A 22,130-nucleotide genomic window follows, 5' to 3' on the forward strand; every position below is an offset into this window, starting at 1 on the left:
TCATAAAACTGATTGCCGCCTTTTTTATACTGCCAAAGCGGTAAACGCATAAAATACTACAGGCAACCCCTGTCTAAAATTGGGGGTGGCATTAACATAAAAATGGTATCTTTGCAGCGGTACCCCTCAGGCCGTTTTAAGGTGCAATAAGAGGTACTTAAATTAAAATTTATAGCATGAAGATAGAACAGATATATACCGGATGTATAGCGCAGGCCGCTTATTATCTTGAAAGTAATGGCGAAGCGGCTATTTTTGACCCGCTTCGGGAGGTACAGCCCTATATTAGCCGTGCCGATAAGGACAATGCCACCATAAAATACATTTTTGAAACGCATTTCCATGCCGATTTTGTTTCCGGGCATATTGACCTTGCAAATAAAACCGGCGCACAAATAGTGTACGGCCCTACTGCAAGCCCGGAGTTTGATGCTGTTATCGCTGCCGACGGCCAGGAATTTACCGTAGGCAGTTATACGGTTAAAGCCATACACACCCCCGGCCACACGCTGGAAAGCACCTGCTACCTGCTGCTGGATGAAAACAAAAACCTGCACGGTATTATAACCGGCGACACCTTATTTATAGGGGATGTAGGCAGGCCCGACCTTGCACAGGCATTAACCGAAGAGCTTACACAGGAACTACTTGCATCACACTTATATGATTCGCTGCGCAATAAGATAATGCCCCTGCCGGATGAAACCATAGTATACCCAAGCCACGGCGCGGGCAGTGCCTGTGGCAAAAACATGAGCAAGGAAACCACCGATACCCTTGGCAACCAAAAGAAAGTAAACTATGCGCTGCGTGCGGATATGACCCGCGAAGAGTTTATAGCCGAGTTGCTGGATGGCCTGGGCCGCCCGCCGGCTTATTTTCCACAAAATGTATTGCTTAATATTAAAGGGTATGACAGCCTTGAACACGTTATAGAAAAAGGGGTCAAAGTCCTTAGCCCCGCTGAATTTGAGGCCATAGCCAGTGGAACCCACGCGCTGGTGCTTGATGTGCGTGGCGAAGATGATTTTGCCGCAGAGCACATACCGGGCTCGGTATTTATAGGGCTTAACGGCAGTTTTGCCCCCTGGGTAGGCGCCCTTATTATGGATGTTAACCAGCCATTGCTGCTGGTTACACCCGAAGGTAAGGAAGAAGAAGCCGTTACCCGCCTGGCACGTGTGGGCTTTGATAACTCGCTGGGTTACCTGAATGGCGGCCTTGAAGCGTGGAAACTGGCGGGGTTTGAAACCGATACGGTACAAACTATATCAGCTGAAGCGTTTGCCCGGGTGATGCAGGAAAAAGAGGCAATTGTAGTCGACTCACGCAAGCCATCAGAATTTGAAAACGGGCATGTAGTAAACGCGCTTAACATACCGCTTGATTTTATAAACGACCAGTTTGCGGAGGTGCCTAAGGATACCACTTTCTATATGCACTGCGCGGGGGGCTACCGTTCGGTTATTATGGCATCTATACTCAAGGCACGGGGGTATCATAACATGATAAATATAGATAAGGGCTTTGCAGCCATTAAAAATACCGATGTAAAGACCACTTTAAACCAGCAGGCATCAATATAATAGTAATGAGGTGTTTTTTGGCTTTATTTTTGAATATATTTGCGCTGATAAATAAAAAAAACAAAACAAATGAAAAAAATAGCATTGCTATTATCGGTACTTGCCTTTGCTTCATGCAAAAACCTGGCAGATAACCAATATGAAATTACAGGTAACGTAGACGCATCATGGGAAGGCCGTAATGTAATACTTGAAAAGCCGGGAGGCATGATGGGTACAACCCCGGTGGATACGGTAAAAGTAGAAGGTGGCCGTTTTGTGTTTACCGATACCGTTACCTCGCCGGATTATTACCTGATAAGCGTGGATGGCGTAAAAGACCAAAAGCTTGATTTTATACTGGAGCCGGGCGCTATAGAAGTTACCGTAGATAAAGATACCCTGCAAAAATCTAAAGTAGGGGGAACGTATAACAATGATAAACTTACTGAGTTTAAAGACCTGAGTAAGGGAATCAACAAAAAGTTTGAGGCCTTTGCCAAACTTAATAAGGATAAGTACATGGCTGCCATGCAGGCAAAAGATTCTGTTACCTCTAACAAGATAATGAAGGAGCAAAAGGTAATAATAGAGGAGGCGAATAAAAAATATGTAGATTTTATGAAAGCCAACCCTAAAGCTTTTTATAACCTTTATATTTTGCAGAATGTGGCCCAAATGGGTGTTACAAAAATGGAAGAGGCAAAAAAAATATATGAAAATTTTGATGCTTCGGTTAAAAAAACAAAACGCGGTAAAGAGGTAGCTGAAGTTTTTGCAAATTATGAAAAACAGCAGGCGGAAATGCAAAACCAACCTGAAGCTGCACCTGCTCCCGAAGAAACTGCCGAGCCTGCTGCCGGCCCTAAGGTAGGTGATGCAGCGCCACAGTTTTCGGCGCCTACCACTACCGGTAAAATGCTTGCACTTAAAGACGCGATGGGAAAAGTTACTATAGTAGATTTCTGGGCCTCATGGTGCCAGCCCTGCCGTGCGGAAAACCCTAACGTAGTGGCTATTTATAATAAATACCATGCTAAAGGATTAAACATTGTAGGCGTATCTCTTGACAAAACAAAAGATGCCTGGGAAAAAGCCATTGCGGCTGACAAACTTAGCTGGAACCACGTTAGTAACCTTAAATTCTGGGAGGAGCCGGTAGCACAACTGTATGCTGTAAACCAGATACCTACCATGTATGTGCTTGATGCAAAGGGAAAAATAGTTGCTAAAGACCTTCATGGCCCGGAACTTGAAGCTAAGATAAAAGAACTTTTATAAGCTTATTTTATTCAATATTATACAAAGAACCCTGCCATATGAGCAGGGTTCGCTGTTTTTTAAATGTACCGTAACGGTAATTATTTTTTAGGTACACCGTAAAGAATGCTACAGGTATTGTACCTTAACGTAGAACTTCTCATTGGCAACAGCTACATTGTCAAAGTTTGTTACGGTTGCAGGCAGCTTTTGCCAGGCATTAGTCGCGTTAAGCCGTATTGTTTTTCCTTCCACTACAAGTTCTACAGGCATGGCAAAATCCGGTTCGCCGGTTTGCCATTTATATTCTATGTTCTTGCCGTTAAGTTTTAATTGCAGTATGGGTATTTCGGTATAGCGCAGGTACTGGTTAAATACAGGCGTTAGCTTCAGGCCGGTCTCTTTATTAAAAAAGTCTACCACGGTTTTTGTATCTATTACCTGGTGTTTAAAGGTTGTTGCATAGTTATAAATTATTTTCCACCATTTATCATCATCGTTAACTATGTGGCGCATTGTATTCAGCATCAGCGCGCCTTTAAAGTACATATCGCCGCTGCCTTCTTTATTTACCCCAAAAACCCCTATAACGGGCTTATCGTTACGCACGGCAGAGCGCTCACCGTTTATGTAGCGCATGGCCTGGGCATAGCTGTAGTTGCACTCTACGTACACGCACTCGCTGTAGGTGGTAAAGCCCTCATGTATCCACATATCGGCAATATCCTTGCTGGTAATGCTGTTGCCAAACCACTCGTGCCCGCTTTCGTGGATGATGATATAGTCAAACGTCATCCCCACACCCGAGCCGGATAGGTCGTTACCCATATAGCCCATTTTATAATTATTGCCATATGCAATGGCACTTTGGTGCTCCATGCCCAGGTAAGGCGTTTCTACCAGCTTATAGCCGTCCTGGGTAAAAGGGTATGGGCCAAACTTTTTCTGGAAGCATTGCAGCATGGGCTTTACCTGTGTAAATTGCTTTTTTGCCTTTTCCTCGTTTGCTTTCAGTACATAATAATCAAGGCTCAGGCCGTCAAGCTCATCATGTATGTGGGCATAGTCGGCTATGTTTACGGTAATGTCATAATTGTTTATGGGGCTTTTCACCTCCCAGTCCCAGCGGGTGTAGCCATTTTTCAGGTCGGTACTGCCTGTAAGGCGGCCATTGCTTACATTCATCAGTCCGTTAGGCACCGCCACTTTTATGGTTGCCCCTTTATCGGGCTCATCAGTCTGGTGGTCTTTAACGGGGTACCAAAGGCTCGCCCCGGTGCCCTGTACCGCTACGCCCACCCAGGGCTTGCCGGCTTTATCTTTTGTAAATACAAAGCCGCCGTCCCACGGGGCCCTTTTTGCAATAACGGGTGTACCGCTGTAATAAAACCGTATGGTTTGCGATGTGCCTTTTGCAAGCATGGCAGGAAAGGTTATAAATACGGCATCGCTGTCCCGCTTATATTGCAGCTTTTTTTTATTGAAAACAATGCTGTCTACACCCATGTTTTCAAACAGGTCTACCTGTATTTTAGCAGTAGCCTCCACCACTTTAAAATCAATGTCATTAAAGCCGCGTATTGTTTTTTTTGCCGGGTCTATAGTAATATCCAGCCCGTAGTGCTGCACATCGTAGCTGGTGCGCTCCGGCCTCAGGCTGCCCTGCAGGCTGTCTTTATGGGTATACTGCGCAAAGGCTGCAGACGTGCATAACAACAGGGCGGTATAAACAAAATACTTCATAAAAGGGGAAATTTTATATATAAGTGGCTTCTTATGGCAGGGTGTTACAAATTATTTGCGGTCATCCTCTATCAGGCCCCGGGCTTCTAAATCCCTGATAACAACATCTATAATGCTGTCAGCCGCTGTTCCTTTTCCAAACCAAAGCGCAAGGTTAATATAAGCATTTACACCTTTGTCTGCAATTTTATCAACAAATTTTTCCCTGAATTTTGATTTTTTACGTAATGTTTTCAGTATTATACTGTTTTCATGCTTTTTTTCTTTTACTTCTACATTACCTACATTTTTAGCCACGGTTACGAGTCGTTTTATAATCTTTTTTTTAAGCCCAAGGACGTAGCTAAGCGTTATAGCAGGATAGTCATATTTTTTTTCTTCAGGAGGGGTATATACAGATCCATCAGCACCCACCCTTATATCGGGTAGTATGCACAAATATGTTTTTTGGGCGGTTGTACCAGCATTGCTTTCCCCGTCCAGCGTTGCTTCTTTCTTTGATTCGCCGGGAGCCACGTCAATCGTTAACTTACCATGCTCTTTTACGTCCTTATAACCGTATGCCAATATTGGGTTCCCGGCATTTTCAGGCACGGTAAAGTGCTGCTGTAAAAAGCGCTGGCAGTTACGGCGGCCTAAAAAGTAATCGTGTTTGCGAAATTCCTTACTAAAGAATCCTCCAAAACCCTCCAATGAGCCGCATGCTATGGCGTAATCCATTTTTACATCTACACCATTTATGTTGTCGTACCGCTCCGGCATAATTAAAAAACGGGTATAATCATCGCTAAGGTAAGCGCGTTTTATTTGTTCGTCTTTCATCATCAGCTGGCTGCGCATAGCCGTAATTATTGAAGGTAATACATTTCTCCAGGCCTTTTTAGGAATGTATTCAGGCACTTTTTTATCGTCGTCAGGAAAAGGGTCTATCATCAGCACCATACTTTCAAAAAGTGCTGCGCTCCGGTTCATTTTGGGCATAACAAACGAGTCTTCTTCTTTTTCTTCAATATTTTTTATTTCCTCGGTAGCTGTTGCTTCAGTAAGCGATGTTCCTAAGTTTGCTGCTCCTAATGCGGCTTTCGCTTCCTGTTCAGCCTTTTTTAATTCGGCTTTTTTTAATTTGGCTTCTTCTCTTAATTTTATTTCCCTGCGGTCTTCTAACAGCTGTTCGGTAATTTCATAAGGCTCGTTGTTAATTACCCCGCCATCTACGTTAAGCGATAAAAAATCGTCGCTTTCCGGTAAAAAAGTATAGTCTGTACCTGTAGCGCCCTTCATAAGGTTGAGGTACTTGCTGCTTTTAATGTAGGTGCTTTTGCGTGTAAGGTCGCGGCTTTCAAGCCCTACAGGAAAAGCCCCTGTACCCATTGCAGCACTTTTAAGTACGTTGCTGTTGCCTTTTTCATCAGAAAAATGTACCGGTATGCGTCCGTCCGGCAGGGTACCCGCAATTTTGCCCGCGCGGTCATCCAGTGTGAAAAAAGCGTAATCGCGGTGCATGCGCATATGGTGGGTACGATCGCCGCTGCTGGTCTTAAAATTAACCTTGTAAGAAAAGCCACGCAGGTTTGTTAGTGTAGTAAAAATATCGAGGTCTTTTGCTATGTAACGGCGTTCATACTTTACAGACACGCACTTATCAAGTATGTCTGATGCTATATCCTTTATAAAATTTGAGTTTAAGCCGGCACGTACCTCTTTTTCCTTATTTTCGATATTGTTTTCTATATCATCCGTGTTAAGGAGCAAATCCATCATATCCTGTTCCTTGGTTTCCTTAAGGTTTACCCAGGCATTATAAAGCGGGTTAGCTTTTGCAAGTGCCTCATTTTTTACAGTGTCCGTGGTAACTGGCGCAAACTGATCCTGCAGGCCCCTTGCAGTTATGGCTGCCGTCATTCCCCCGGCAGACGCGCCGCCCAGTACGTCAATCATAAAATTATGCTTCGGTATGCCGGTAAGCTTGCCTTCAGACTGCAATTGTTTTGCTTTTTCCCAATGCTCAAGGGCTTCGAGCAGATAATCCATTACGCCTGCGGTATAGGCCCCTGCAGAAATAGCCCCGGCCATGCAAATGCCGGCATGAAAGGTAGGTGTGGTACTCATGTGTAGGTTGTGTTTAGATTATTGGCTATAGGTGTAAATATATAAAATTTAAGGATAATATATTTAATGTATTGAAATTTAATTGTTTAGTAATGTTTTTTTGGCTTTTAGGTACTGTGCCCCTCTGTGCCTTATAAAAACATTGTATATTTTTTTATCTTTGTTTCATGCGCTTATCGGTTATTATACTTAATTACAACGTACGTTATTTTTTACACCTGTGCCTTGATAGTGTGCAAAAAGCACTTTCCGGCCTTGATGCCGAGGTAATTGTGGTAGATAACAATTCGCCGGACGACAGCTGCGCCATGGTAAAGCAGTATTTTCCCGGTGTAACCCTGATTGAAAATAAGGAGAACAGTGGTTTCCCGAAGGGAAATAACATAGGTGTGGCTGCTGCCAAAGGCGAATACATCTGCATCCTTAACCCCGATACCGTAGTAGCGGAAGACACGTTTAGCAAACTACTGGCATTTGCCGATAAAACGCCGGATATGGGCGCTACCGGCATAAAGCTTATTGACGGGCGCGGCGGTTTTTTACCCGAAAGCAAGCGCGGACTGCCCACCCCCTGGGTAGCGTTTACTAAAATAACGGGTCTGTATAAAATGTTTCCGGGAGTGCAGCGCCTTAATAAATATTATAACAAGGCGATTGCTGAAGGCGGCATTGGTAAAACCGATATACTGGTAGGGGCATTTATGTTTATGAAGCGCGGGCTGTACCTTGAGGTAGGCGGCTTTGATGAAGACTGTTTTATGTACAGCGATGATTTTGACCTGTCGTACAGCATTACCAAAAAAGGCCTGGCCAACTATTATTTTGGCCAGGCTACAGCCATTCACTTTAAAGGGGAGAGTACGGTTAAGGACGGGCTTTATATGCAGCGTTTTCGCGATGCGATGGGGTTTTTTTACAAAAAGCATTTCAGGTCGTACCCGGTTTTTGACCTGTTTATGAATGCCGGCGCATTTGCGTTTATGTTTGTTAAAAAGAACCGTAAGGGCGAGCAGGTAACACCTTTGCATTATATCCTGGTTTCCGGAAACGAAAAAATGGCGGATGATTTAAAATTTTTGCTGCAAAAACCTTTGCTAAGGGTAGGGGATATAAAAGAGGAAGCCGTATTTTTACAAAACAAAGGTGCGGAAGTGTTGTTTGATACGACTGTAGCCGGTTATACCCAAATCATCAGCTTTATGGACAAACATAAAACAGCCTTTACCTATAAGATAATGCCGGCGGGTGCGACATTTTTTACCGGCAGCAACAGCAGCGACGACAGGGGGCAGGCCCTGAGCCTTGAAAATGAATAAAAAGTAGTTGTGAATTATTTTTAGGTGAGATTTTTTATTAAATTCGCAAACATAAAATTAAAAAACACCTTTTGGTTAACAATATGGCAAAGTTTGAACTCAAATTGCCCAAGATGGGAGAAAGCGTTGCGGAAGCAACCATAACGAACTGGCTTAAAAAGGTGGGCGACCACGTGGCTGCCGATGAGGCGGTGCTTGAAATTGCCACCGATAAGGTAGACAGCGACGTGCCCAGTGAAGTTTCCGGTACGCTTAGCGAGGTACTTTTTAATGTAAACGATGTGGTACAGGTAGGGCAAACCATTGCTTATATAGAAACAGAAGGCGGCGTGGTGGTGGATGCCCCCGAAGAAAAATCTGAACAGGCCATACCCCATGTAGCTGAGATAGAACAGGCTGTAGCCGCTGCCAAGGCAACAGTTGCCGCGCCGGAAGATTTTTCGGAATCAGAGAAATTCTACTCGCCACTTGTTAAAAATATTGCAAGGGAAGAGGGTGTAAGCCTTGCCGAGCTGGAAAGTCTTAACGGTACCGGTAAAGACGGCCGCGTTACTAAAAATGATATACTGGAGTACGTTGATAAGCGAAAAAGCGGTCAGCTATTAGCTATCAGCCCTCAGCCCTCAGCTACAACGTCTCAACAACCAACAACCAACAACCAACAGCCAGCAACCAGAGTTGCTCCTTCAGTTAACGGCGGCGACGAAATCATAGAGATGGACCGTATGCGCAAGCTTATTTCGGGCTATATGGTGCAGAGCGTGCAAACGTCGGCGCACGTGCAGTCGTTCATTGAGGTAGATGTTACTAACATTGTAAAATGGCGCGATAAGGTGAAGACTGCCTTTGAAAAACGCGAAGGCGAAAAGCTTACGTTTACCCCTATATTTATGGAGGCTGTGGCCAAGGCGCTTAAAGACTATCCGGGGCTTAACATAAGCGTGGATGGCGATTACATCATCAAAAAGAAAAACATTAACCTGGGTATGGCCGCGGCCCTGCCGAATGGCAACCTTATAGTACCCGTGATTAAAAATGCCGACCAGCTGAACCTTGTGGGCATGGCTAAGGCCGTGAACGATTTGGGCAACCGCGCCAAGGCCGGCAAGCTAAAACCGGACGATACGCAGGGCGGTACCTATACGGTTACTAACGTAGGTACGTTTGGCAGTGTATTTGGCACCCCTATAATCAACCAGCCGCAGGTGGGTATACTGGCCCTGGGCGCCATACGCAAGGTGCCTGCTGTTATAGAAACCCCCGAGGGTGATTTCATCGGCATTCGCCAGAAGATGTTCCTGTCGCACAGCTATGACCACCGCGTGGTAGACGGTGCCCTGGGAGGCTCATTCGTTAAGCGTGTAGCCGAGTATCTGGAAGCGTTTGACGTGAACAGGGATTATTAAGATTTTAGAATTTTTATTTTATATTGAAGCCTCGCACAAGCGGGGCTTTGTATATAAATCAGAATTTTTACGTAAATTTTTCAGTGCTTTTTTCAGAGTTATCATAAACAATTTTTCATTGGGTTCGTATAACCGCTGCCCCATCTGGTCGGTGTAGGCTCGTGTTAGTTGAGAGTGTACCATTGTTTGGTTCTGTAAATCATATATACGTATAAAAATACGCATCTCGGTATTATTAGGGGGATAACCGGTAAGCTTGTCGATGCCTTGGTTCATTGTAACCGTTTCTGCCGATATGTCAATAAGGTAATTAAAGCCGGTAGTGGCATTAAGTATTTGAAGATCTTTCGCGTCAAGTTCCATAATCCCTGTATCCGGGAGCAATATTTTACCGCGGGCATCGTCTATAAAGGTAAAACGGTTGCCTAAATTTTTTTGTAGCGTATTTTTTGACAGGCTTTCCATCTTACTTTTTATTTTGCCGGAGACTGCAGGGTTCGTGTTAATGTTATTCAGGAGCCACTTGCCTGATGCCATAGCCATATACTTTTTGTCGTTTGCATATGAGGTATGCATTTGTGGAATGGCACACGAGCGACATAGCAGTAAAAGCAGTATGGCTAAGGTTGCCTTAAAAATAGTGTTTAGCATTTTACGGTTAATTGGGTTGATAATGCAAAGTTAAGATAAATAGTTTACCTCCCTATGGCATAATTATTTCTGTACGAATACTTATATTTGAAGTCTAGCTTAACCTGATATGAAGTACCTTTTCTATATTTTATTCTTCGCCCTTATCCCCAATTTGTTTGCCCAGCAACAACCCTCAATAATAGCCCCCTTCTCCACAGAATGGAGCGAAATACGCTTTGATTCGCTTGATGTTATCAATAAAATGGCCTATGCGGATACCACAAACTTTATGCACCAGAAGGTGTACCCCTGCGCCCGCTGCCTGCTGCGCCCTGAGGTAGCACAGGCGCTTGATAAAGCCCATACGTTGGCGACAGAAAAAGGCTACAGGCTGGTGTTGTTTGACTGCTACAGGCCGTATCCCATTCAATATAAAATGTATGAAATAGTAAACAACCCCAAGTATGTAGCTAAGCCGGGCAAGGGCAGCAACCACAACCGTGGCCAGGCGGTAGACATTTCGCTGGCTGATGCCGGGTGCAACCTGCTTGATATGGGCGGCGCGTTTGACGATTTTAGCGAGGTGTCGCACCCTGATTACAAGGGTATTTCGAGAAAAGCCCGCAAAAACCGCAGGCTGCTGCAAAGCATCATGACAAAGTCCGGCTTTAGCATCTACCCATATGAGTGGTGGCATTTTGACTATAAAAAGCAAACCTACCCCACGTCAGAATATGTGTGGGAGTGCCCGTAGCGGTAAAAGTATTTTTGCGATATTGCCCGTAAATACCTGCCCATATTCTTCATTTTATAATTTAGTACCCCTATATTTGTACTAACACAAAGTGATTTATGGAACTGAAACTACACCGCCCAATCTGTTTTTTTGACCTTGAAACTACCGGAACCGACATAACTAAAGACCGTATTGTAGAAATATCGATACTTAAGGTGTACCCAAACGGAAATAAGGAAAGCCGTACATGGCTGGTAAACCCGGAGCGTACCATACCGCCGGTAACCATAGCTTTTCATGGCATTACAGACGAAAAGGTGGCAAACGAGCCCACGTTTAAGCAACTCTCGCACCAGATATTTAACATGATAAAGGATTCTGACCTTGCCGGGTATAATTCTGACAGGTTTGATATTCCGTTATTAGCAGAAGAGCTGCTGCGTGCCGGGCTTGACTTTGATATGAAGAACCGGGTGGCGGTAGATGTGCAGACGATTTTTCATAAAAAGGAAGAGCGTACCCTGAGCGCCGCTTATAAGTTTTACTGCGGGCTTCCGCTGGAAAATGCGCACTCTGCCGCGGCCGATACCAATGCTACCTACGAGATACTGAAGTCGCAGCTGGAACGCTATCCTGACCTTGAGAACGACATGAAGCAATTGGCCGAATTTACCAGCCGTAAAAAGGCGGTAGACTTTGCCGGCTTTATAGCGCTTGATGAAAACGGGGCAGAGGTATTTACCTTTGGCAAGTTTAAAAACGTAAAGGTAGAGCAGGTGCTGGCGCAGGAGCCGGGCTATTATGGCTGGTTCCAGAGCGCTGATTTTCCGTTATATACCAAAAAAGTACTTACGGCAATAAAGTTGCGAAAACTCAATAACAAACTGGCATAGCATACTATGAAGATTATTTGCATTGGCAGGAATTATGTAAACCACATAGCAGAGCTGAATAACGAGCGGCCGGACGAACCCGTAATTTTTATAAAGCCCGATACCGCGCCGGTACAAAAGCAGTTCCCCTTTATTATACCGGAGTTTAGCAGCGCCGTGCATTATGAAATAGAAGTAATTGTAAAAATTAACAAGGTAGGTAAACATATAGCGCCTAAATTTGCCCATAAATATTATGACGAAATAAGCGTGGGTATCGACTTTACCGCGCGCGACCTGCAGGATAAGCTTAAGGCCAAAGGCCTGCCCTGGGAAAAGGCAAAAGCCTTTGACGGGTCGGCAATACTGGGCGATTTTATAGATAAAAACGGTTTTGAAACCGTAGACAATATTAACTTTGAATTGCTAAAAAACGGGCAAAGCGTACAAAAAAGCAATACCGGTTACATGCTCTGGAAGGTGGATGAACTGGTGGCAGAAGTATCAAAATACTTTACGCTGCGCACCGGGGATGTTATTTTTACCGGTACGCCCGAAGGTGTGGGGCCTGTGGCGCCCGGCGATGTACTGGAAGGATTTTTAGAAGAAAAGAAACTATTTAAGGTTCAGGTAAAGTAATATGGCATTACACTACAACTTATCAAAAGTATATGCGATTTCAGATAACGATCAGGAATTTGCAAAACAGATTGTTACCCTTTTTACCGAAGAGGTACCGGCTGAAATTAAGAACATTAAGAACGGCCTGGAAGACAAAGACCACACCATGGTATACCACGCAGCCCACAAAATTAAGCCCACGCTCGACCTCCTGGGTATGGAGCTGGCCTATGAAGATGTGCTTGCCATAGAAAAATGGGCCAAGGCCGAAGGCAAACGCAAGGAGATAAAAGATGTGGTAAAAAGCCTGAGGCAGCACGTAGAAAATACCCTTAAAGAAGTAAAGAAAAACTATAATCTTTAGTAATGAAGGCAGCAGTAGTAACCGTAGGCGACGAAATACTTATAGGCCAGATAACCGATACTAACAGTGGCTATATAGCAAAAGCGCTGGATAAAATAGGGATATCAGTATATGAAATGCTATCTGTAAGCGATGACCGCCGCCATATACTGGATACCCTGGCAATGCTGCAAAACAGGGTGGCCGTGGTAATTATTACCGGCGGCCTGGGCCCTACCAAAGATGATATTACCAAGACAACTTTTTGCGAATATTTTGACGACCACCTGGTGCGCAACGCCGATGTGGAAGCGCACGTTGTAGAGCTTATAGAAAAGGCGCTTAAGCGCCCCGCCAGCCAGATAAACAAAGACCAGGCGCTTGTGCCCTCTAAGGCAACCGTGCTGCACAATGCAGTGGGTACCGCGCCGGGCATGTGGATGAAAAAGGCCGACACCGTATACATATCGCTGCCGGGGGTGCCGTATGAAATGAAATATATTGTAGATACCGAGGTTATCCCAAGGCTTATAGAAGCCTATGAAAGGCCGTTTATACTGCACCAGACGATAATGACCTACGGACAGGGCGAAAGCACGGTAGCCGAACGTATTGAAAGCTGGGAGGTTAACCTGCCCAAGTTTATAAAGCTGGCCTACCTGCCCAGCCCCGGTAAGGTAAGGCTAAGGCTTAGCGGCACCGGTGTTGACGAAACATCCGTACGGCTGGCAATAGACCATGAAGTATCTAAATTGCGCGATATTATAGGCGATATAATTGTAGGGTTTAATGAAGATGAGCCCCTTGAGGTAATATTAGGTAGGATGCTCACCGAAAAAGGCCTTACCGTTTCGGCGGCAGAGAGCTGCACGGGCGGGCGTATTGGCACACTGTTTACCAGTGTTGCAGGTTCATCAGTATACTTTAAGGGCAGCGCGGTAACCTATTCTACCGATAGTAAAATAAGCGTATTAGGTATAGAGCACCAGCTTATAGACATATTTAGCGTGGTGAGCGCAAAGATTGCCGAAGTAATGGCCCTTAAGGCAAAAAAAATGTTTGGTACTGATTATGCCGTGTCTACAACGGGCAACGCCGGGCCGGCAAAAGGCGACTCGGCAGCGGGGGTAGGGGTGGTGTTTATAGGCATTGCAACGCCCACAGGCGCCTACAGCATTAAATGCGAACTGGGCCAGCCCCGCGAAAAAGTAATAGAAAGGGCTGCCAATAAGGCACTTGAGCTTATTTATCAGGAAATTTTAAAAAACTAATTATTTGTGTTTGCGTAATTAATTAGTTTTTCGTTTCTTTGCACCCTGATTTTGAATAACGATATAAAAGCGAGAAATAATGTCAAGAGTTTGTGCCCTTACCGGTAAAAAAGCGATGGTTGGAAATAACGTTTCCCACGCAATGAACAAAACTAAGCGCAAGTTTAGCGTGAACTTAGTAAAGAAGCGTTTTTATCTTCCTGAAGAAGACAGGTGGATCACTCTTAGGGTAGCAGCTTCTACTATCAAAACTATTAACAAAAATGGTATAGCCGCGGTTTTAAAAGAGGCCAAAGCTAACGGGTTTATTAAATAATCCGGGTACATCCTCAATAAATATAAAAAAGCACGATGGCAAAGAAAGGCAACAGAATCCAGGTAATTTTAGAGTGCACTGAGCATAAAAACTCAGGAGTTCCGGGTACTTCAAGGTACATCACTACTAAAAACAAAAAAAATACCCCGGACAGGCTTGAAATCAAAAAATTCAATCCGGTTCTTAAAAGGGTAACAGTACACAAAGAAATTAAATAATTATTAGTCATGGCAAAGAAAACCGTAGCATCGTTACAAACAGCTTCAAAAAGGTTAACAAAGGCTATCAAAATGGTTAAGTCGCCTAAAACGGGTGCTTATACTTTTGTAGAGAGCGTTATGACTCCTGAAGAAGTGGATGCTTTCCTTAAACAGAAGTAATATCCGCAACGATATATAGAAAAGCTACTTTCACACAACGAAAGTAGCTTTTTTATTTTCTATATTTATCCCGCTAAAACTTTAGACGAAGTAAACCATGAATTTTTTTAAAAAGATATTTTCTTCCGAAAAAAAAGAGACTCTTGATAAGGGCCTTGAGAAAACCAAATCCTCTTTTTTTTCAAAGCTTTCAAAGGCCGTAGCAGGTAAAAGCAAGGTAGATGACGAGGTGCTTGATAACCTGGAAGAAGTGCTTGTAGCCAGCGATGTGGGGGTAGATACCACCCTTAAGATAATAGGCCGTATAGAAGAGCGCGTGTCTAAGGACAAATACCTGGGCACCGATGAGCTTAACGGTATACTGCGCGAAGAAATAGCCGGCCTGCTAAGCGAAACCCATACCGGGGAGGCTACCGACTTTGAGGTACCTGCCGATAAAAAGCCCTATGTACTTATGGTAGTAGGCGTAAACGGTGTGGGTAAAACCACCACCATAGGCAAGCTGGCCTACCAGTTTAAAAAGGCCGGGCACAATGTGGTGCTTGGCGCAGCCGATACCTTCCGTGCGGCGGCTATAGACCAATTGCAGGTGTGGGCAGACCGGGTAGGGGTGCCTATAGTGCGCCAGCAAATGGGCAGCGACCCGGCATCGGTAGCGTTTGATACCGTGCAGAGCGCCGTAAAGCAGGGTGCCGATGTGGTAATTATAGATACCGCCGGGCGCCTGCACAACAAAGTAAACCTGATGAATGAGCTTACCAAGGTTAAGCGTGTAATGCAAAAGGTTATCACCGATGCACCGCACGATGTACTGTTGGTGCTTGATGGTTCTACCGGCCAAAATGCCTTTGAGCAGGCCAAGCAGTTTACGGCCGCTACCGAAGTAACCTGCCTTGCCGTTACCAAGCTTGACGGTACCGCAAAAGGAGGTGTGGTAATAGGCATATCAGACCAGTTCCAGATTCCCGTTAAATATATAGGGGTAGGCGAGGGCATAGAAGACTTACAGGTATTTAATAAGTTTGAATTTGTAGATTCTTTCTTTAAATAGAAAACAAAATATATAAGGCCGCGTTTGCGGCCTTTTTATTAACTTACCGTATTCATGGTCTTTAAGATGTAACTGTAGGGAAGGCTATATTGGAGGAATTTTTACCACAAAGGCACAAAGATTTTCACTAAGGACACTAAGCTGTTTGGGTAAAACTACACCGATAAGAACACAAAGTTTTGTGTTCTTCCGCCGAAAGCGGTTTTCATGGTGCACGTTGTGAAAATCTTCGTGTGTTTGTGGTAAAAAACAATTAGGATATCTGTTCAGTAAATAAAATCAGGTTAATAAATGAGCCAAACTTCTGCAAAAACTGCAAATTACATCGTGGCAGGCCTGGCTGTGCTGGGTATAGTATTTTGCTGGGTACAGCATTTTCAGGCAAAACAAACGCTCCGCAATCCGCTGATACCACAATCGATTTCTGAACTATATTTTAAGCCCGCGCTACTGTTTACAGTACTATATTCTGTAATTGCAATCATCCAGCTTTTAAGCGCCAGGTATAAGAAAGGGCAAACTGTAGCCGCTGTTTTAGGCTGTGTATTACTGGTAGCCGCCAGGATTTGCTACCCGTATGCAGTGAGCTGGTTTATGCCTTAATCAATCACATCACTTATTTTCTCCCAAAGCGTTTGGTCAAAGTCCGATAAGGCAAAGTTTGTACCATCAGCGGTTTCGCCCATTCGGATAATCACCATTTTTTTTGAGGGTATTACATATATCTTCTGGTCGTTTTTGCCCAGCGCCATATACATATCATCAGGCCCTGACGGAATTAGCGTGCCGTTAAACTCGAGCTGGCTTGCGGGCAGGTGGTAGGTTTCTTTACCGTTTAGCCACCACAGGTAGCCATACGCCTTATTGATGTTTTGCGATGTAGTCGTAGCTTCGTTATAATAGGCTTCCGGCACTACCTGCAGGGTATCCCATTTGCCTTTATTAAGCGATAACAGCCCAAAGCGTGCCATGCTCCGGCTAGTGCTCCAGTACACGCTAAGGGCGCCTTCCTCGCCGCTGGCAAGCCAGGTGCCCGTCATGCCTATCTTGTCCCTCAGGGAAGTATTAAAATATGCGCTCCAGGTTTGCCCGGTAGCGGCAGCCACCACATCCTGCATTTTTACATATACATTGTGGTAGGCCCAGCGGTTGCCCGCGTCGGCTACATACTGCAGGTTGGCCGGCGATACATCATCACCCAGCGCGTCATTAAGCCCGCTCGACATGGTGAGCAGGTGGCGGCAGGTTATCAGGTTTTCTTTTGCAGGTGGGGCGCTTGTCCAGCCCGTACCTAAATAATCAGATACCTTGTTGTTGATGTTTATATGGCCTTCCTGCTGCGCAATGCCGCTTACCGCTGTGGTAAGCGTTTTGCCCGCGCTCGCCCAGTACCAGGGGCTTGTGGCGGTGTGCCCGTTAAAATATTCTTCTATTACTATGCGGCCGTTAACCAGCACAATAAACGATTTGCTGTGCTTTAACTCCAGGTAGTCCAGCAGCGGCTGTATGGCATTTTCGTTCCATTGCAGGCTGGCCGGCGTTTTGGTTTCCCAGGTGTCTGCGTTATTTGGTGGAAAGTACATGGCCTCTTCCGGAAGGTTTCCGTCTGCGGGGCTATCGTCAGTTCTGCCGCATGAGGCCACTAGTATCGGCAGGGCAAAAAGCAGGGAAGCAATTTTTTTCATAAAAAATGGTTTACAGGCTAATATAGTAATTTTTTTGTCCTCACCCCAACCGTCTCTTTTGAAACAGTATTGCGAATGAGTCGTAAGCCACGATTTATACCGCGGAGATTCACGGAGCAAGCGCCGAGATACACAGAGTTTTTAATTTTAGATTGCGCTTACAGCGCGAGAACGCAAAGCAGTGTAGGGGCAGTATGCGTACAGCTCTCTGTACTCACACCAAAGGTGTTACCCTTTTCTTCTCTGAGAATCTCTGCGCTTGCTCCGGGAATCTCTGTGCTACAATAAAAAGATGTATCCAGGCGATAGTTCGGAGAAGAGGACTTTCATCAAATTTATTCGTTTTTTCGATACACAGTAGTCATCGACAAGACGGGAGAGCACTTTTATAGGTTTAATTTTTTAAAGAACATCGTCTAAATAATACTTAACTTTGCCTATATACGCATAACGATGAAAAAGGGTGTTTTATTAGTATTGTTTACGCTACTGGCGGTTTCGTGCCAAAAGAAATTTACCGCTGACGAATATAGCAAGCTAAACGGGTATTGGGAAATTAAGGAGGTAAAACTGCCCAATGGCGACAAGAAAGATTATAGCATAAACGAAACCATCGATTTTTTTGAAGTGAAGGATACTGTGGGTTTCCGTAAAAAGGTAATGCCCCAGCTGGATGGCAGTTACCGCGTTAACGACCTGAGCGAGAAATTCAGCATACATAATAAAGACGGGAAAACGTTTATAAGCTACAGTACCGAATATGCCAAATGGGAAGAAGAGCTTATAAGCCTTACCGATGCCGAACTGGTGGTAAAAAACCAGAATAATATAGAGTACCATTATAAAAAGCCACAACCCTTTAGTGTAAAATAATGGCCAAAAGGTTTAATGACAACAACCCGATAAGCGACGTGCTAAAAGAAATTATCCGTGCCAACAACCTGCAAAAGGGCATGGACAGGATAGATGTGCGCGATGCCTGGAAAAACATTATGGGCAATGGCGTAAACACGTATACGGGCGAGATACTGCTGCGTGGTACCGTGCTGTATGTGCAGCTTACATCGGCTGTATTAAGGGAAGAGCTGAGCTACGGCCGGGAGAAGATTATAAAAATGATAAATGAAGAGATGGGGAGGCAGGTAATTACCGATGTGATACTGCGCTAAATAATAACGGGGCCGCCTAAGCAGCCCCGTTACCAGGTATAATTAATCCTTCTTCTTTTTAGAATTTAAAGCCTACGCCTATTTGAAAAACAGAGTTTTTAATGTCGGCATCGTCATAAATTTCTGTTATGCCCTGCACATAACGTGCTGTGGCAAATAAACCCATCGGGGTTTGAAAAGTAAGGCCGCCGGCCACGCCAAAATCAAATGAGTTAGCCTCATAACGTGTGTTTTCAAGGTCAATGTCGCCGTCGTTAGAATTAGGGTTAAAATCAAACTCCTCATTCACCAGGAAGCTAAACTGAGGGCCTGCCTCTAAGCTAAGGCCTTCCATAATGTAAAACTTGGCAAGTACCGGCACGTTAATGTAATCCAGCTGAAACTCGGCTTTATCGCCATCGCCTCCCCTGAAATCGGCTTCTGCACCCTGGCCGGAATACAGGGCTTCTGCCTGTACAGAGAACATAGACGATACCGGCAACTCTGTAAACACACCCACGTGGAAGCTGGTGCGCGAATTTACGTTATCAATATCGTTACCGTTAAGTGTTGCAAAGTTTACACCACCTTTAACCCCAAAGCTTGCAGACAGGTCTGAATTGCTTGAATCCTGCGCGTTAACAGCTACTGCCGAACCTAATAATAGTGCGCTTACTGTAAAAATTTTAAATAGTCTCATTGTCAAAATTAGTTTTTAGTTTCTTGGCCAAAATTATATCTTTACTGTAGCCAGAATTACCAAAAATTTCCTAATTCACATATATTTAACCGCTGATGAAGCTGTGGGCTACCTACATAAATGACTACAAAACCTACCTTAAAATAGAGCGCGGGCTGTCATATAATTCGCTTACAAATTACCTTTTTGATATTAACAGGCTGGTTAATTACCTGGAGGATAAAAGTATAGAAATTTCGCCGGTTGCCATTACCGAAGAAACCCTGCAGGAGTTTATTTACCACATAGCGGGGGAATTAAACCCGCGGTCGCGTGCCCGGATAATTTCGGGCCTTAAGAGTTTTTTTAACTATTTAATGTTTGAAGGGTACCGCCAGGACATGCCCATGGAGCTTATTGAGGTGCCAAAAACCGGCCGGAAACTGCCCGATACCCTAAGCACTGCCGAAATAGACCGGCTTATTGCAGCCATTAACCTTGGCAGTAACGAGGGCGAGCGCAACCGGGCAATGCTTGAAACGCTTTACAGCTGCGGGCTGCGGGTATCTGAACTTACCGCGCTAAAGCTGTCTGACCTTTTTTTTGAAGAAGGTTTTATAAGGATAACGGGTAAGGGAAACAAGCAGCGTTTTGTACCTATAGGCAACGGAACCCAGAAGTTTATTACCGGCTATATTAACGATACACGGGCACAGCTTACCATAAAAAAAGGCCATGAGGATACTTTGTTCTTAAACCGGCGGGGCAGTGGCCTTACCCGTGCCATGGTGTTTACCATTATAAAAAGGCTGGCCGATAAAATAGGCCTTCAAAAATCCATCAGCCCGCACACCTTCAGGCATTCCTTTGCCACTCACCTGCTGGAAAACGGCGCCGGCCTGCGCGCCATTCAGCTTATGATGGGGCACGAGAGCATTACCACTACAGAGGTTTACATGCACGTTGACAGAAAATTCCTTGCAGAGGTAGTAAACAATTTCCACCCACGTAAGTAGCCAAAAAACCTTTTTTTATATTCTTACTATTTTTCAGTATTTTTATGATAAATTTACGGGATGAAGTTTTTTGATATGCCCGATGTAGACGGGGCAGAGAGTTTAAATGATTTTTATAAGAGGCTCCTTGACCAGGTGCCCGATGTAATATTTAAACTAATCTGGAAAGAGAAAAACCGATATGTATTAACTTTTTGCAGCGAGTCTGTAAAGCATATTTATGAGGTAAGCGTTGCCGAAATGCGCACTAAGCCCGCAGAGGTATTAAACGCAAGGGTACTGCCACAGTACCGCAGGCCATTTTATGCTGAACTTAACCGCGCAAGGAGGCTTATAATACCCTGGATGTATGAGTATGAAGTACTATTGCCAAATAAAGGAAAGCGATGGATGAAAGTTCATGCCAACCCTGAATTGCAAACCGATGGCAGCGTAGTTTTTTATGGCAGGATGAGTGATATAACACCACAAAAAGAGCAGCAGCTGCTCCTTAAGCATAGTGAGGAGCGCATAAAGTATGCCCTTGAGGCAGCATCCGAAGGGATATGGGACTATGACATTGTAAACAACACTATATTTTTTTCGGCCCAGTCTATGAAAATAATCGGGAAGGAAGAAAAAGATACGGTGTGGCCCCTGGAAGAATGGAAAAAGCGGATATATAAAGAAGACCTTAGAGGGCACAATAAGGCTACCGATGATTATTTTAAAAATAAAACACCCCGGTTTGAATATATATACCGGGTAAAAAATGAAACAACAGGATTCCGCTGGGTAATGAGCCGGGGAAGCTTTGTAGACGGTGTAAACGGCAAAGATAAAACCCGTGCCATAGGCACAATAAAAGATATTACAGAGCTTAAGGAAAAAGAAATAGAGCTGGCACGTACCATAACCATTATAGGCGAGCAAAACAACCGGCTTAGCAATTTTGCCCATATAGTATCGCACAACCTGCGCTCCCACGCCGGTAACCTTAAGATGCTTTTAGACCTGTTTAAAACGGCAGAAGAAAATGAGCGCGAAGAGATGCTGGGACACCTTGAAGGCATATCAGACGGGCTAAGCATTACCATAGGGCACCTTAAGGAACTGGTAGCCATACAAACGGAGGTAAAAAATGTAAAGGAAGATTTAAACCTGAGGCGCTACCTTAAGAATATACTTACTATACTGCACAATGAAATTATAAAGCATGGCGTTACTATAGAGATTAACATACCGCTGGATGTAACGGTTAATTATAATCCTGCCTACCTTGAAAGTGTTTTGCTTAATTTTACCACAAACGCCATTAAATATTCGAGCAGTGAGCGTGAGCCGGTTATTAATTATGACTTTGCAATAGAAAAAGGTAAAAAGGTACTATATATAAGCGATAATGGGCTGGGCATTGACCTTAAAAAGCATAAAAACGCATTATTTGGAATGTATAAAACGTTCCATAAAAATAAAAACAGCCGTGGTATAGGCCTGTTTATTACTAAGAACCAGGTAGAGGCTATGGGGGGGAAAATTGAGGTGGCAAGCGAAATAAACAAGGGTACCGTTTTTAAACTATATTTTAATGAGGAAAGTTGAAAAGATGTATGTTATTGATGACGATAAAATTTATCATTTTTTACTAAAAAACCTATTCAGGCAGAATAACATAGCGGCCACCCCGGTGTTTTTTAGTAACGGGCAGGATGCCATTGACCATATTAAAGCGAATAAAAATAATAACGCCGAACTTCCCGACCTTATTTTGCTTGATGTAAACATGCCGATAATGGACGGGTGGCAGTTTCTGGAAGAATATAACATGATGCTTGAAGAACTCCCTAAGGCAAGTACTATATTTATGATAAGCTCGTCAAACGATGAGCAGGACCTTAATAAGGCAAAAAAATACAGCAATATAGTAAAAGACTATTTCCTTAAGCCCATTTGCAAGGAAGACCTTGAAAAAATATTTATTTTAGACCGCGCTTAGCGCGG

At 44.2% G+C, this 22,130-nt stretch carries 24 protein-coding genes; 19 read left to right on the forward strand and 5 right to left on the reverse strand.

Annotated elements, in window-relative coordinates:
- Positions 1-176 precede the first annotated feature (176 nt).
- Positions 177-1,586: an MBL fold metallo-hydrolase gene (locus ACLI09_RS08050; protein WP_411419092.1), complete on the forward strand. Its 1,410-nt coding sequence runs from the start codon at positions 177-179 to the stop codon at positions 1,584-1,586.
- Between the two features lie 69 nt (positions 1,587-1,655).
- Positions 1,656-2,846: a redoxin domain-containing protein gene (locus ACLI09_RS08055; protein ID WP_411419093.1), complete on the forward strand. Its 1,191-nt coding sequence runs from the start codon at positions 1,656-1,658 to the stop codon at positions 2,844-2,846.
- A gap of 108 nt (positions 2,847-2,954) precedes the next feature.
- On the opposite strand, the gene ACLI09_RS08060 is transcribed toward ACLI09_RS08055, so the two are convergent.
- Both ACLI09_RS08060 and ACLI09_RS08065 read right to left on the reverse strand, forming a co-directional pair.
- Positions 2,955-4,568, reverse strand: a complete 1,614-nt coding sequence (locus tag ACLI09_RS08060) for a M1 family metallopeptidase (RefSeq protein WP_411419094.1) — start codon at positions 4,566-4,568, stop codon at positions 2,955-2,957.
- A gap of 51 nt (positions 4,569-4,619) precedes the next feature.
- Entirely contained in the window at positions 4,620-6,677 is a 2,058-nt protein-coding gene (locus ACLI09_RS08065) for a patatin-like phospholipase family protein (RefSeq protein ID WP_411419095.1), read from the reverse strand.
- Positions 6,678-6,844: 167 nt separating this feature from the next.
- Between ACLI09_RS08065 and ACLI09_RS08070 the strand changes: the two genes are divergently transcribed.
- Entirely contained in the window at positions 6,845-7,993 is a 1,149-nt protein-coding gene (locus ACLI09_RS08070; RefSeq protein ID WP_411419096.1) for a glycosyltransferase family 2 protein, read from the forward strand.
- 83 nt (positions 7,994-8,076) lie between these two features.
- A complete protein-coding gene (locus ACLI09_RS08075; RefSeq protein WP_411419097.1) occupies positions 8,077-9,399 on the forward strand; it encodes a dihydrolipoamide acetyltransferase family protein in 1,323 nt (440 codons plus the stop codon).
- A gap of 18 nt (positions 9,400-9,417) precedes the next feature.
- Here the strand turns inward: ACLI09_RS08075 and ACLI09_RS08080 are convergent, their stop codons facing one another.
- Positions 9,418-10,050: a hypothetical protein gene (locus tag ACLI09_RS08080; RefSeq protein ID WP_411419098.1), complete on the reverse strand. Its 633-nt coding sequence runs from the start codon at positions 10,048-10,050 to the stop codon at positions 9,418-9,420.
- Positions 10,051-10,159: 109 nt separating this feature from the next.
- Between ACLI09_RS08080 and ACLI09_RS08085 the strand changes: the two genes are divergently transcribed.
- The 10 genes from ACLI09_RS08085 to ACLI09_RS08130 all read left to right on the forward strand — a co-directional run bounded on the left by ACLI09_RS08085 (position 10,160) and on the right by ACLI09_RS08130 (position 16,225).
- Positions 10,160-10,786, forward strand: coding sequence for a M15 family metallopeptidase (locus ACLI09_RS08085; protein ID WP_411419099.1), 627 nt, complete (start codon positions 10,160-10,162; stop codon positions 10,784-10,786).
- A 98-nt stretch (positions 10,787-10,884) separates the two neighbouring features.
- Positions 10,885-11,661 carry an exonuclease domain-containing protein gene (locus ACLI09_RS08090; protein ID WP_411419100.1) on the forward strand — a complete coding sequence of 259 codons (777 nt, stop codon included), beginning with the start codon at positions 10,885-10,887 and terminating at the stop codon, positions 11,659-11,661.
- A 6-nt stretch (positions 11,662-11,667) separates the two neighbouring features.
- A complete protein-coding gene (locus ACLI09_RS08095; RefSeq protein WP_411419101.1) occupies positions 11,668-12,279 on the forward strand; it encodes a fumarylacetoacetate hydrolase family protein in 612 nt (203 codons plus the stop codon).
- Position 12,280: 1 nt separating this feature from the next.
- Complete coding sequence (locus ACLI09_RS08100) at positions 12,281-12,625, forward strand: Hpt domain-containing protein (protein ID WP_411419102.1); 345 nt, start codon at positions 12,281-12,283, stop codon at positions 12,623-12,625.
- Between the two features lie 2 nt (positions 12,626-12,627).
- Complete coding sequence (locus tag ACLI09_RS08105; RefSeq protein WP_411419103.1) at positions 12,628-13,875, forward strand: CinA family nicotinamide mononucleotide deamidase-related protein; 1,248 nt, start codon at positions 12,628-12,630, stop codon at positions 13,873-13,875.
- Between the two features lie 79 nt (positions 13,876-13,954).
- Positions 13,955-14,191: a 50S ribosomal protein L28 gene (gene rpmB, locus ACLI09_RS08110; RefSeq protein ID WP_054409746.1), complete on the forward strand. Its 237-nt coding sequence runs from the start codon at positions 13,955-13,957 to the stop codon at positions 14,189-14,191.
- Between the two features lie 35 nt (positions 14,192-14,226).
- Positions 14,227-14,409, forward strand: a complete 183-nt coding sequence (rpmG, locus tag ACLI09_RS08115) for a 50S ribosomal protein L33 (RefSeq protein WP_411419104.1) — start codon at positions 14,227-14,229, stop codon at positions 14,407-14,409.
- Positions 14,410-14,418: 9 nt separating this feature from the next.
- A complete protein-coding gene (locus ACLI09_RS08120) occupies positions 14,419-14,571 on the forward strand; it encodes a DUF4295 domain-containing protein (RefSeq protein WP_411419105.1) in 153 nt (50 codons plus the stop codon).
- A 97-nt stretch (positions 14,572-14,668) separates the two neighbouring features.
- Positions 14,669-15,622 (forward strand): signal recognition particle-docking protein FtsY, encoded by a 954-nt coding sequence (ftsY, locus tag ACLI09_RS08125; protein WP_411419106.1) that lies wholly within the window; start codon positions 14,669-14,671, stop codon positions 15,620-15,622.
- A 291-nt stretch (positions 15,623-15,913) separates the two neighbouring features.
- Positions 15,914-16,225, forward strand: coding sequence for a hypothetical protein (locus ACLI09_RS08130; RefSeq protein WP_411419107.1), 312 nt, complete (start codon positions 15,914-15,916; stop codon positions 16,223-16,225).
- Here ACLI09_RS08130 and ACLI09_RS08135 read toward each other — a convergent pair.
- Complete coding sequence (locus ACLI09_RS08135; RefSeq protein WP_411419108.1) at positions 16,222-17,307, reverse strand: serine hydrolase domain-containing protein; 1,086 nt, start codon at positions 17,305-17,307, stop codon at positions 16,222-16,224. The two genes, ACLI09_RS08130 and ACLI09_RS08135, sit on opposite strands and share 4 nt — an antisense overlap.
- A 453-nt stretch (positions 17,308-17,760) precedes the next feature.
- On the opposite strand from ACLI09_RS08135, the gene ACLI09_RS08140 reads away from it, so the two are divergent.
- Both ACLI09_RS08140 and ACLI09_RS08145 read left to right on the forward strand, forming a co-directional pair.
- A complete protein-coding gene (locus tag ACLI09_RS08140; protein WP_411419109.1) occupies positions 17,761-18,180 on the forward strand; it encodes a lipocalin family protein in 420 nt (139 codons plus the stop codon).
- Complete coding sequence (locus tag ACLI09_RS08145) at positions 18,180-18,476, forward strand: DUF721 domain-containing protein (protein ID WP_411419110.1); 297 nt, start codon at positions 18,180-18,182, stop codon at positions 18,474-18,476. The genes ACLI09_RS08140 and ACLI09_RS08145 overlap by 1 nt, the downstream gene beginning before the upstream one ends.
- A gap of 58 nt (positions 18,477-18,534) precedes the next feature.
- Here the strand turns inward: ACLI09_RS08145 and ACLI09_RS08150 are convergent, their stop codons facing one another.
- Complete coding sequence (locus tag ACLI09_RS08150; protein WP_411419111.1) at positions 18,535-19,155, reverse strand: porin family protein; 621 nt, start codon at positions 19,153-19,155, stop codon at positions 18,535-18,537.
- 95 nt (positions 19,156-19,250) lie between these two features.
- Here ACLI09_RS08150 and ACLI09_RS08155 point away from each other — a divergent pair, with 95 nt between their 5' ends.
- Genes ACLI09_RS08155 through ACLI09_RS08165 form a run of 3 tightly spaced genes read left to right on the forward strand, consistent with a single transcriptional unit; the run spans position 19,251 to position 22,125 of the window.
- On the forward strand, positions 19,251-20,150 hold the full coding sequence (locus ACLI09_RS08155; RefSeq protein ID WP_411419112.1) for a site-specific tyrosine recombinase: 900 nt from the start codon (positions 19,251-19,253) through the stop codon (positions 20,148-20,150).
- Positions 20,151-20,210: 60 nt separating this feature from the next.
- Positions 20,211-21,731 (forward strand): ATP-binding protein, encoded by a 1,521-nt coding sequence (locus tag ACLI09_RS08160; protein WP_411419113.1) that lies wholly within the window; start codon positions 20,211-20,213, stop codon positions 21,729-21,731.
- Positions 21,718-22,125 (forward strand): response regulator, encoded by a 408-nt coding sequence (locus tag ACLI09_RS08165; protein WP_411419114.1) that lies wholly within the window; start codon positions 21,718-21,720, stop codon positions 22,123-22,125. Before ACLI09_RS08160 ends, ACLI09_RS08165 begins: the two co-directional genes overlap by 14 nt.
- The last annotated feature ends 5 nt before the right edge of the window (positions 22,126-22,130 follow it).

Origin of the sequence: Flavobacterium sp. RHBU_24 (assembly GCF_046613695.1) — a bacterium.
Lineage (GTDB): Bacteria > Bacteroidota > Bacteroidia > Flavobacteriales > Flavobacteriaceae > Flavobacterium.

What these genes read in the sequence shown, in the direction of transcription:
- ACLI09_RS08050 (WP_411419092.1), top strand. Translation starts at nt 177, where the DNA reads ATGAAGATAGAACAGATATATACCGGATGTATAGCGCAGGCCGCTTAT.
- ACLI09_RS08055 (WP_411419093.1), top strand. Translation starts at nt 1,656, where the DNA reads ATGAAAAAAATAGCATTGCTATTATCGGTACTTGCCTTTGCTTCATGC.
- ACLI09_RS08060 (WP_411419094.1), bottom strand. Translation starts at nt 4,568, where the DNA reads ATGAAGTATTTTGTTTATACCGCCCTGTTGTTATGCACGTCTGCAGCC.
- ACLI09_RS08065 (WP_411419095.1), bottom strand. Translation starts at nt 6,677, where the DNA reads ATGAGTACCACACCTACCTTTCATGCCGGCATTTGCATGGCCGGGGCT.
- ACLI09_RS08070 (WP_411419096.1), top strand. Translation starts at nt 6,845, where the DNA reads ATGCGCTTATCGGTTATTATACTTAATTACAACGTACGTTATTTTTTA.
- ACLI09_RS08075 (WP_411419097.1), top strand. Translation starts at nt 8,077, where the DNA reads ATGGCAAAGTTTGAACTCAAATTGCCCAAGATGGGAGAAAGCGTTGCG.
- ACLI09_RS08080 (WP_411419098.1), bottom strand. Translation starts at nt 10,050, where the DNA reads ATGCTAAACACTATTTTTAAGGCAACCTTAGCCATACTGCTTTTACTG.
- ACLI09_RS08085 (WP_411419099.1), top strand. Translation starts at nt 10,160, where the DNA reads ATGAAGTACCTTTTCTATATTTTATTCTTCGCCCTTATCCCCAATTTG.
- ACLI09_RS08090 (WP_411419100.1), top strand. Translation starts at nt 10,885, where the DNA reads ATGGAACTGAAACTACACCGCCCAATCTGTTTTTTTGACCTTGAAACT.
- ACLI09_RS08095 (WP_411419101.1), top strand. Translation starts at nt 11,668, where the DNA reads ATGAAGATTATTTGCATTGGCAGGAATTATGTAAACCACATAGCAGAG.
- ACLI09_RS08100 (WP_411419102.1), top strand. Translation starts at nt 12,281, where the DNA reads ATGGCATTACACTACAACTTATCAAAAGTATATGCGATTTCAGATAAC.
- ACLI09_RS08105 (WP_411419103.1), top strand. Translation starts at nt 12,628, where the DNA reads ATGAAGGCAGCAGTAGTAACCGTAGGCGACGAAATACTTATAGGCCAG.
- rpmB (WP_054409746.1), top strand. Translation starts at nt 13,955, where the DNA reads ATGTCAAGAGTTTGTGCCCTTACCGGTAAAAAAGCGATGGTTGGAAAT.
- rpmG (WP_411419104.1), top strand. Translation starts at nt 14,227, where the DNA reads ATGGCAAAGAAAGGCAACAGAATCCAGGTAATTTTAGAGTGCACTGAG.
- ACLI09_RS08120 (WP_411419105.1), top strand. Translation starts at nt 14,419, where the DNA reads ATGGCAAAGAAAACCGTAGCATCGTTACAAACAGCTTCAAAAAGGTTA.
- ftsY (WP_411419106.1), top strand. Translation starts at nt 14,669, where the DNA reads ATGAATTTTTTTAAAAAGATATTTTCTTCCGAAAAAAAAGAGACTCTT.
- ACLI09_RS08130 (WP_411419107.1), top strand. Translation starts at nt 15,914, where the DNA reads ATGAGCCAAACTTCTGCAAAAACTGCAAATTACATCGTGGCAGGCCTG.
- ACLI09_RS08135 (WP_411419108.1), bottom strand. Translation starts at nt 17,307, where the DNA reads ATGAAAAAAATTGCTTCCCTGCTTTTTGCCCTGCCGATACTAGTGGCC.
- ACLI09_RS08140 (WP_411419109.1), top strand. Translation starts at nt 17,761, where the DNA reads ATGAAAAAGGGTGTTTTATTAGTATTGTTTACGCTACTGGCGGTTTCG.
- ACLI09_RS08145 (WP_411419110.1), top strand. Translation starts at nt 18,180, where the DNA reads ATGGCCAAAAGGTTTAATGACAACAACCCGATAAGCGACGTGCTAAAA.
- ACLI09_RS08150 (WP_411419111.1), bottom strand. Translation starts at nt 19,155, where the DNA reads ATGAGACTATTTAAAATTTTTACAGTAAGCGCACTATTATTAGGTTCG.
- ACLI09_RS08155 (WP_411419112.1), top strand. Translation starts at nt 19,251, where the DNA reads ATGAAGCTGTGGGCTACCTACATAAATGACTACAAAACCTACCTTAAA.
- ACLI09_RS08160 (WP_411419113.1), top strand. Translation starts at nt 20,211, where the DNA reads ATGAAGTTTTTTGATATGCCCGATGTAGACGGGGCAGAGAGTTTAAAT.
- ACLI09_RS08165 (WP_411419114.1), top strand. Translation starts at nt 21,718, where the DNA reads ATGAGGAAAGTTGAAAAGATGTATGTTATTGATGACGATAAAATTTAT.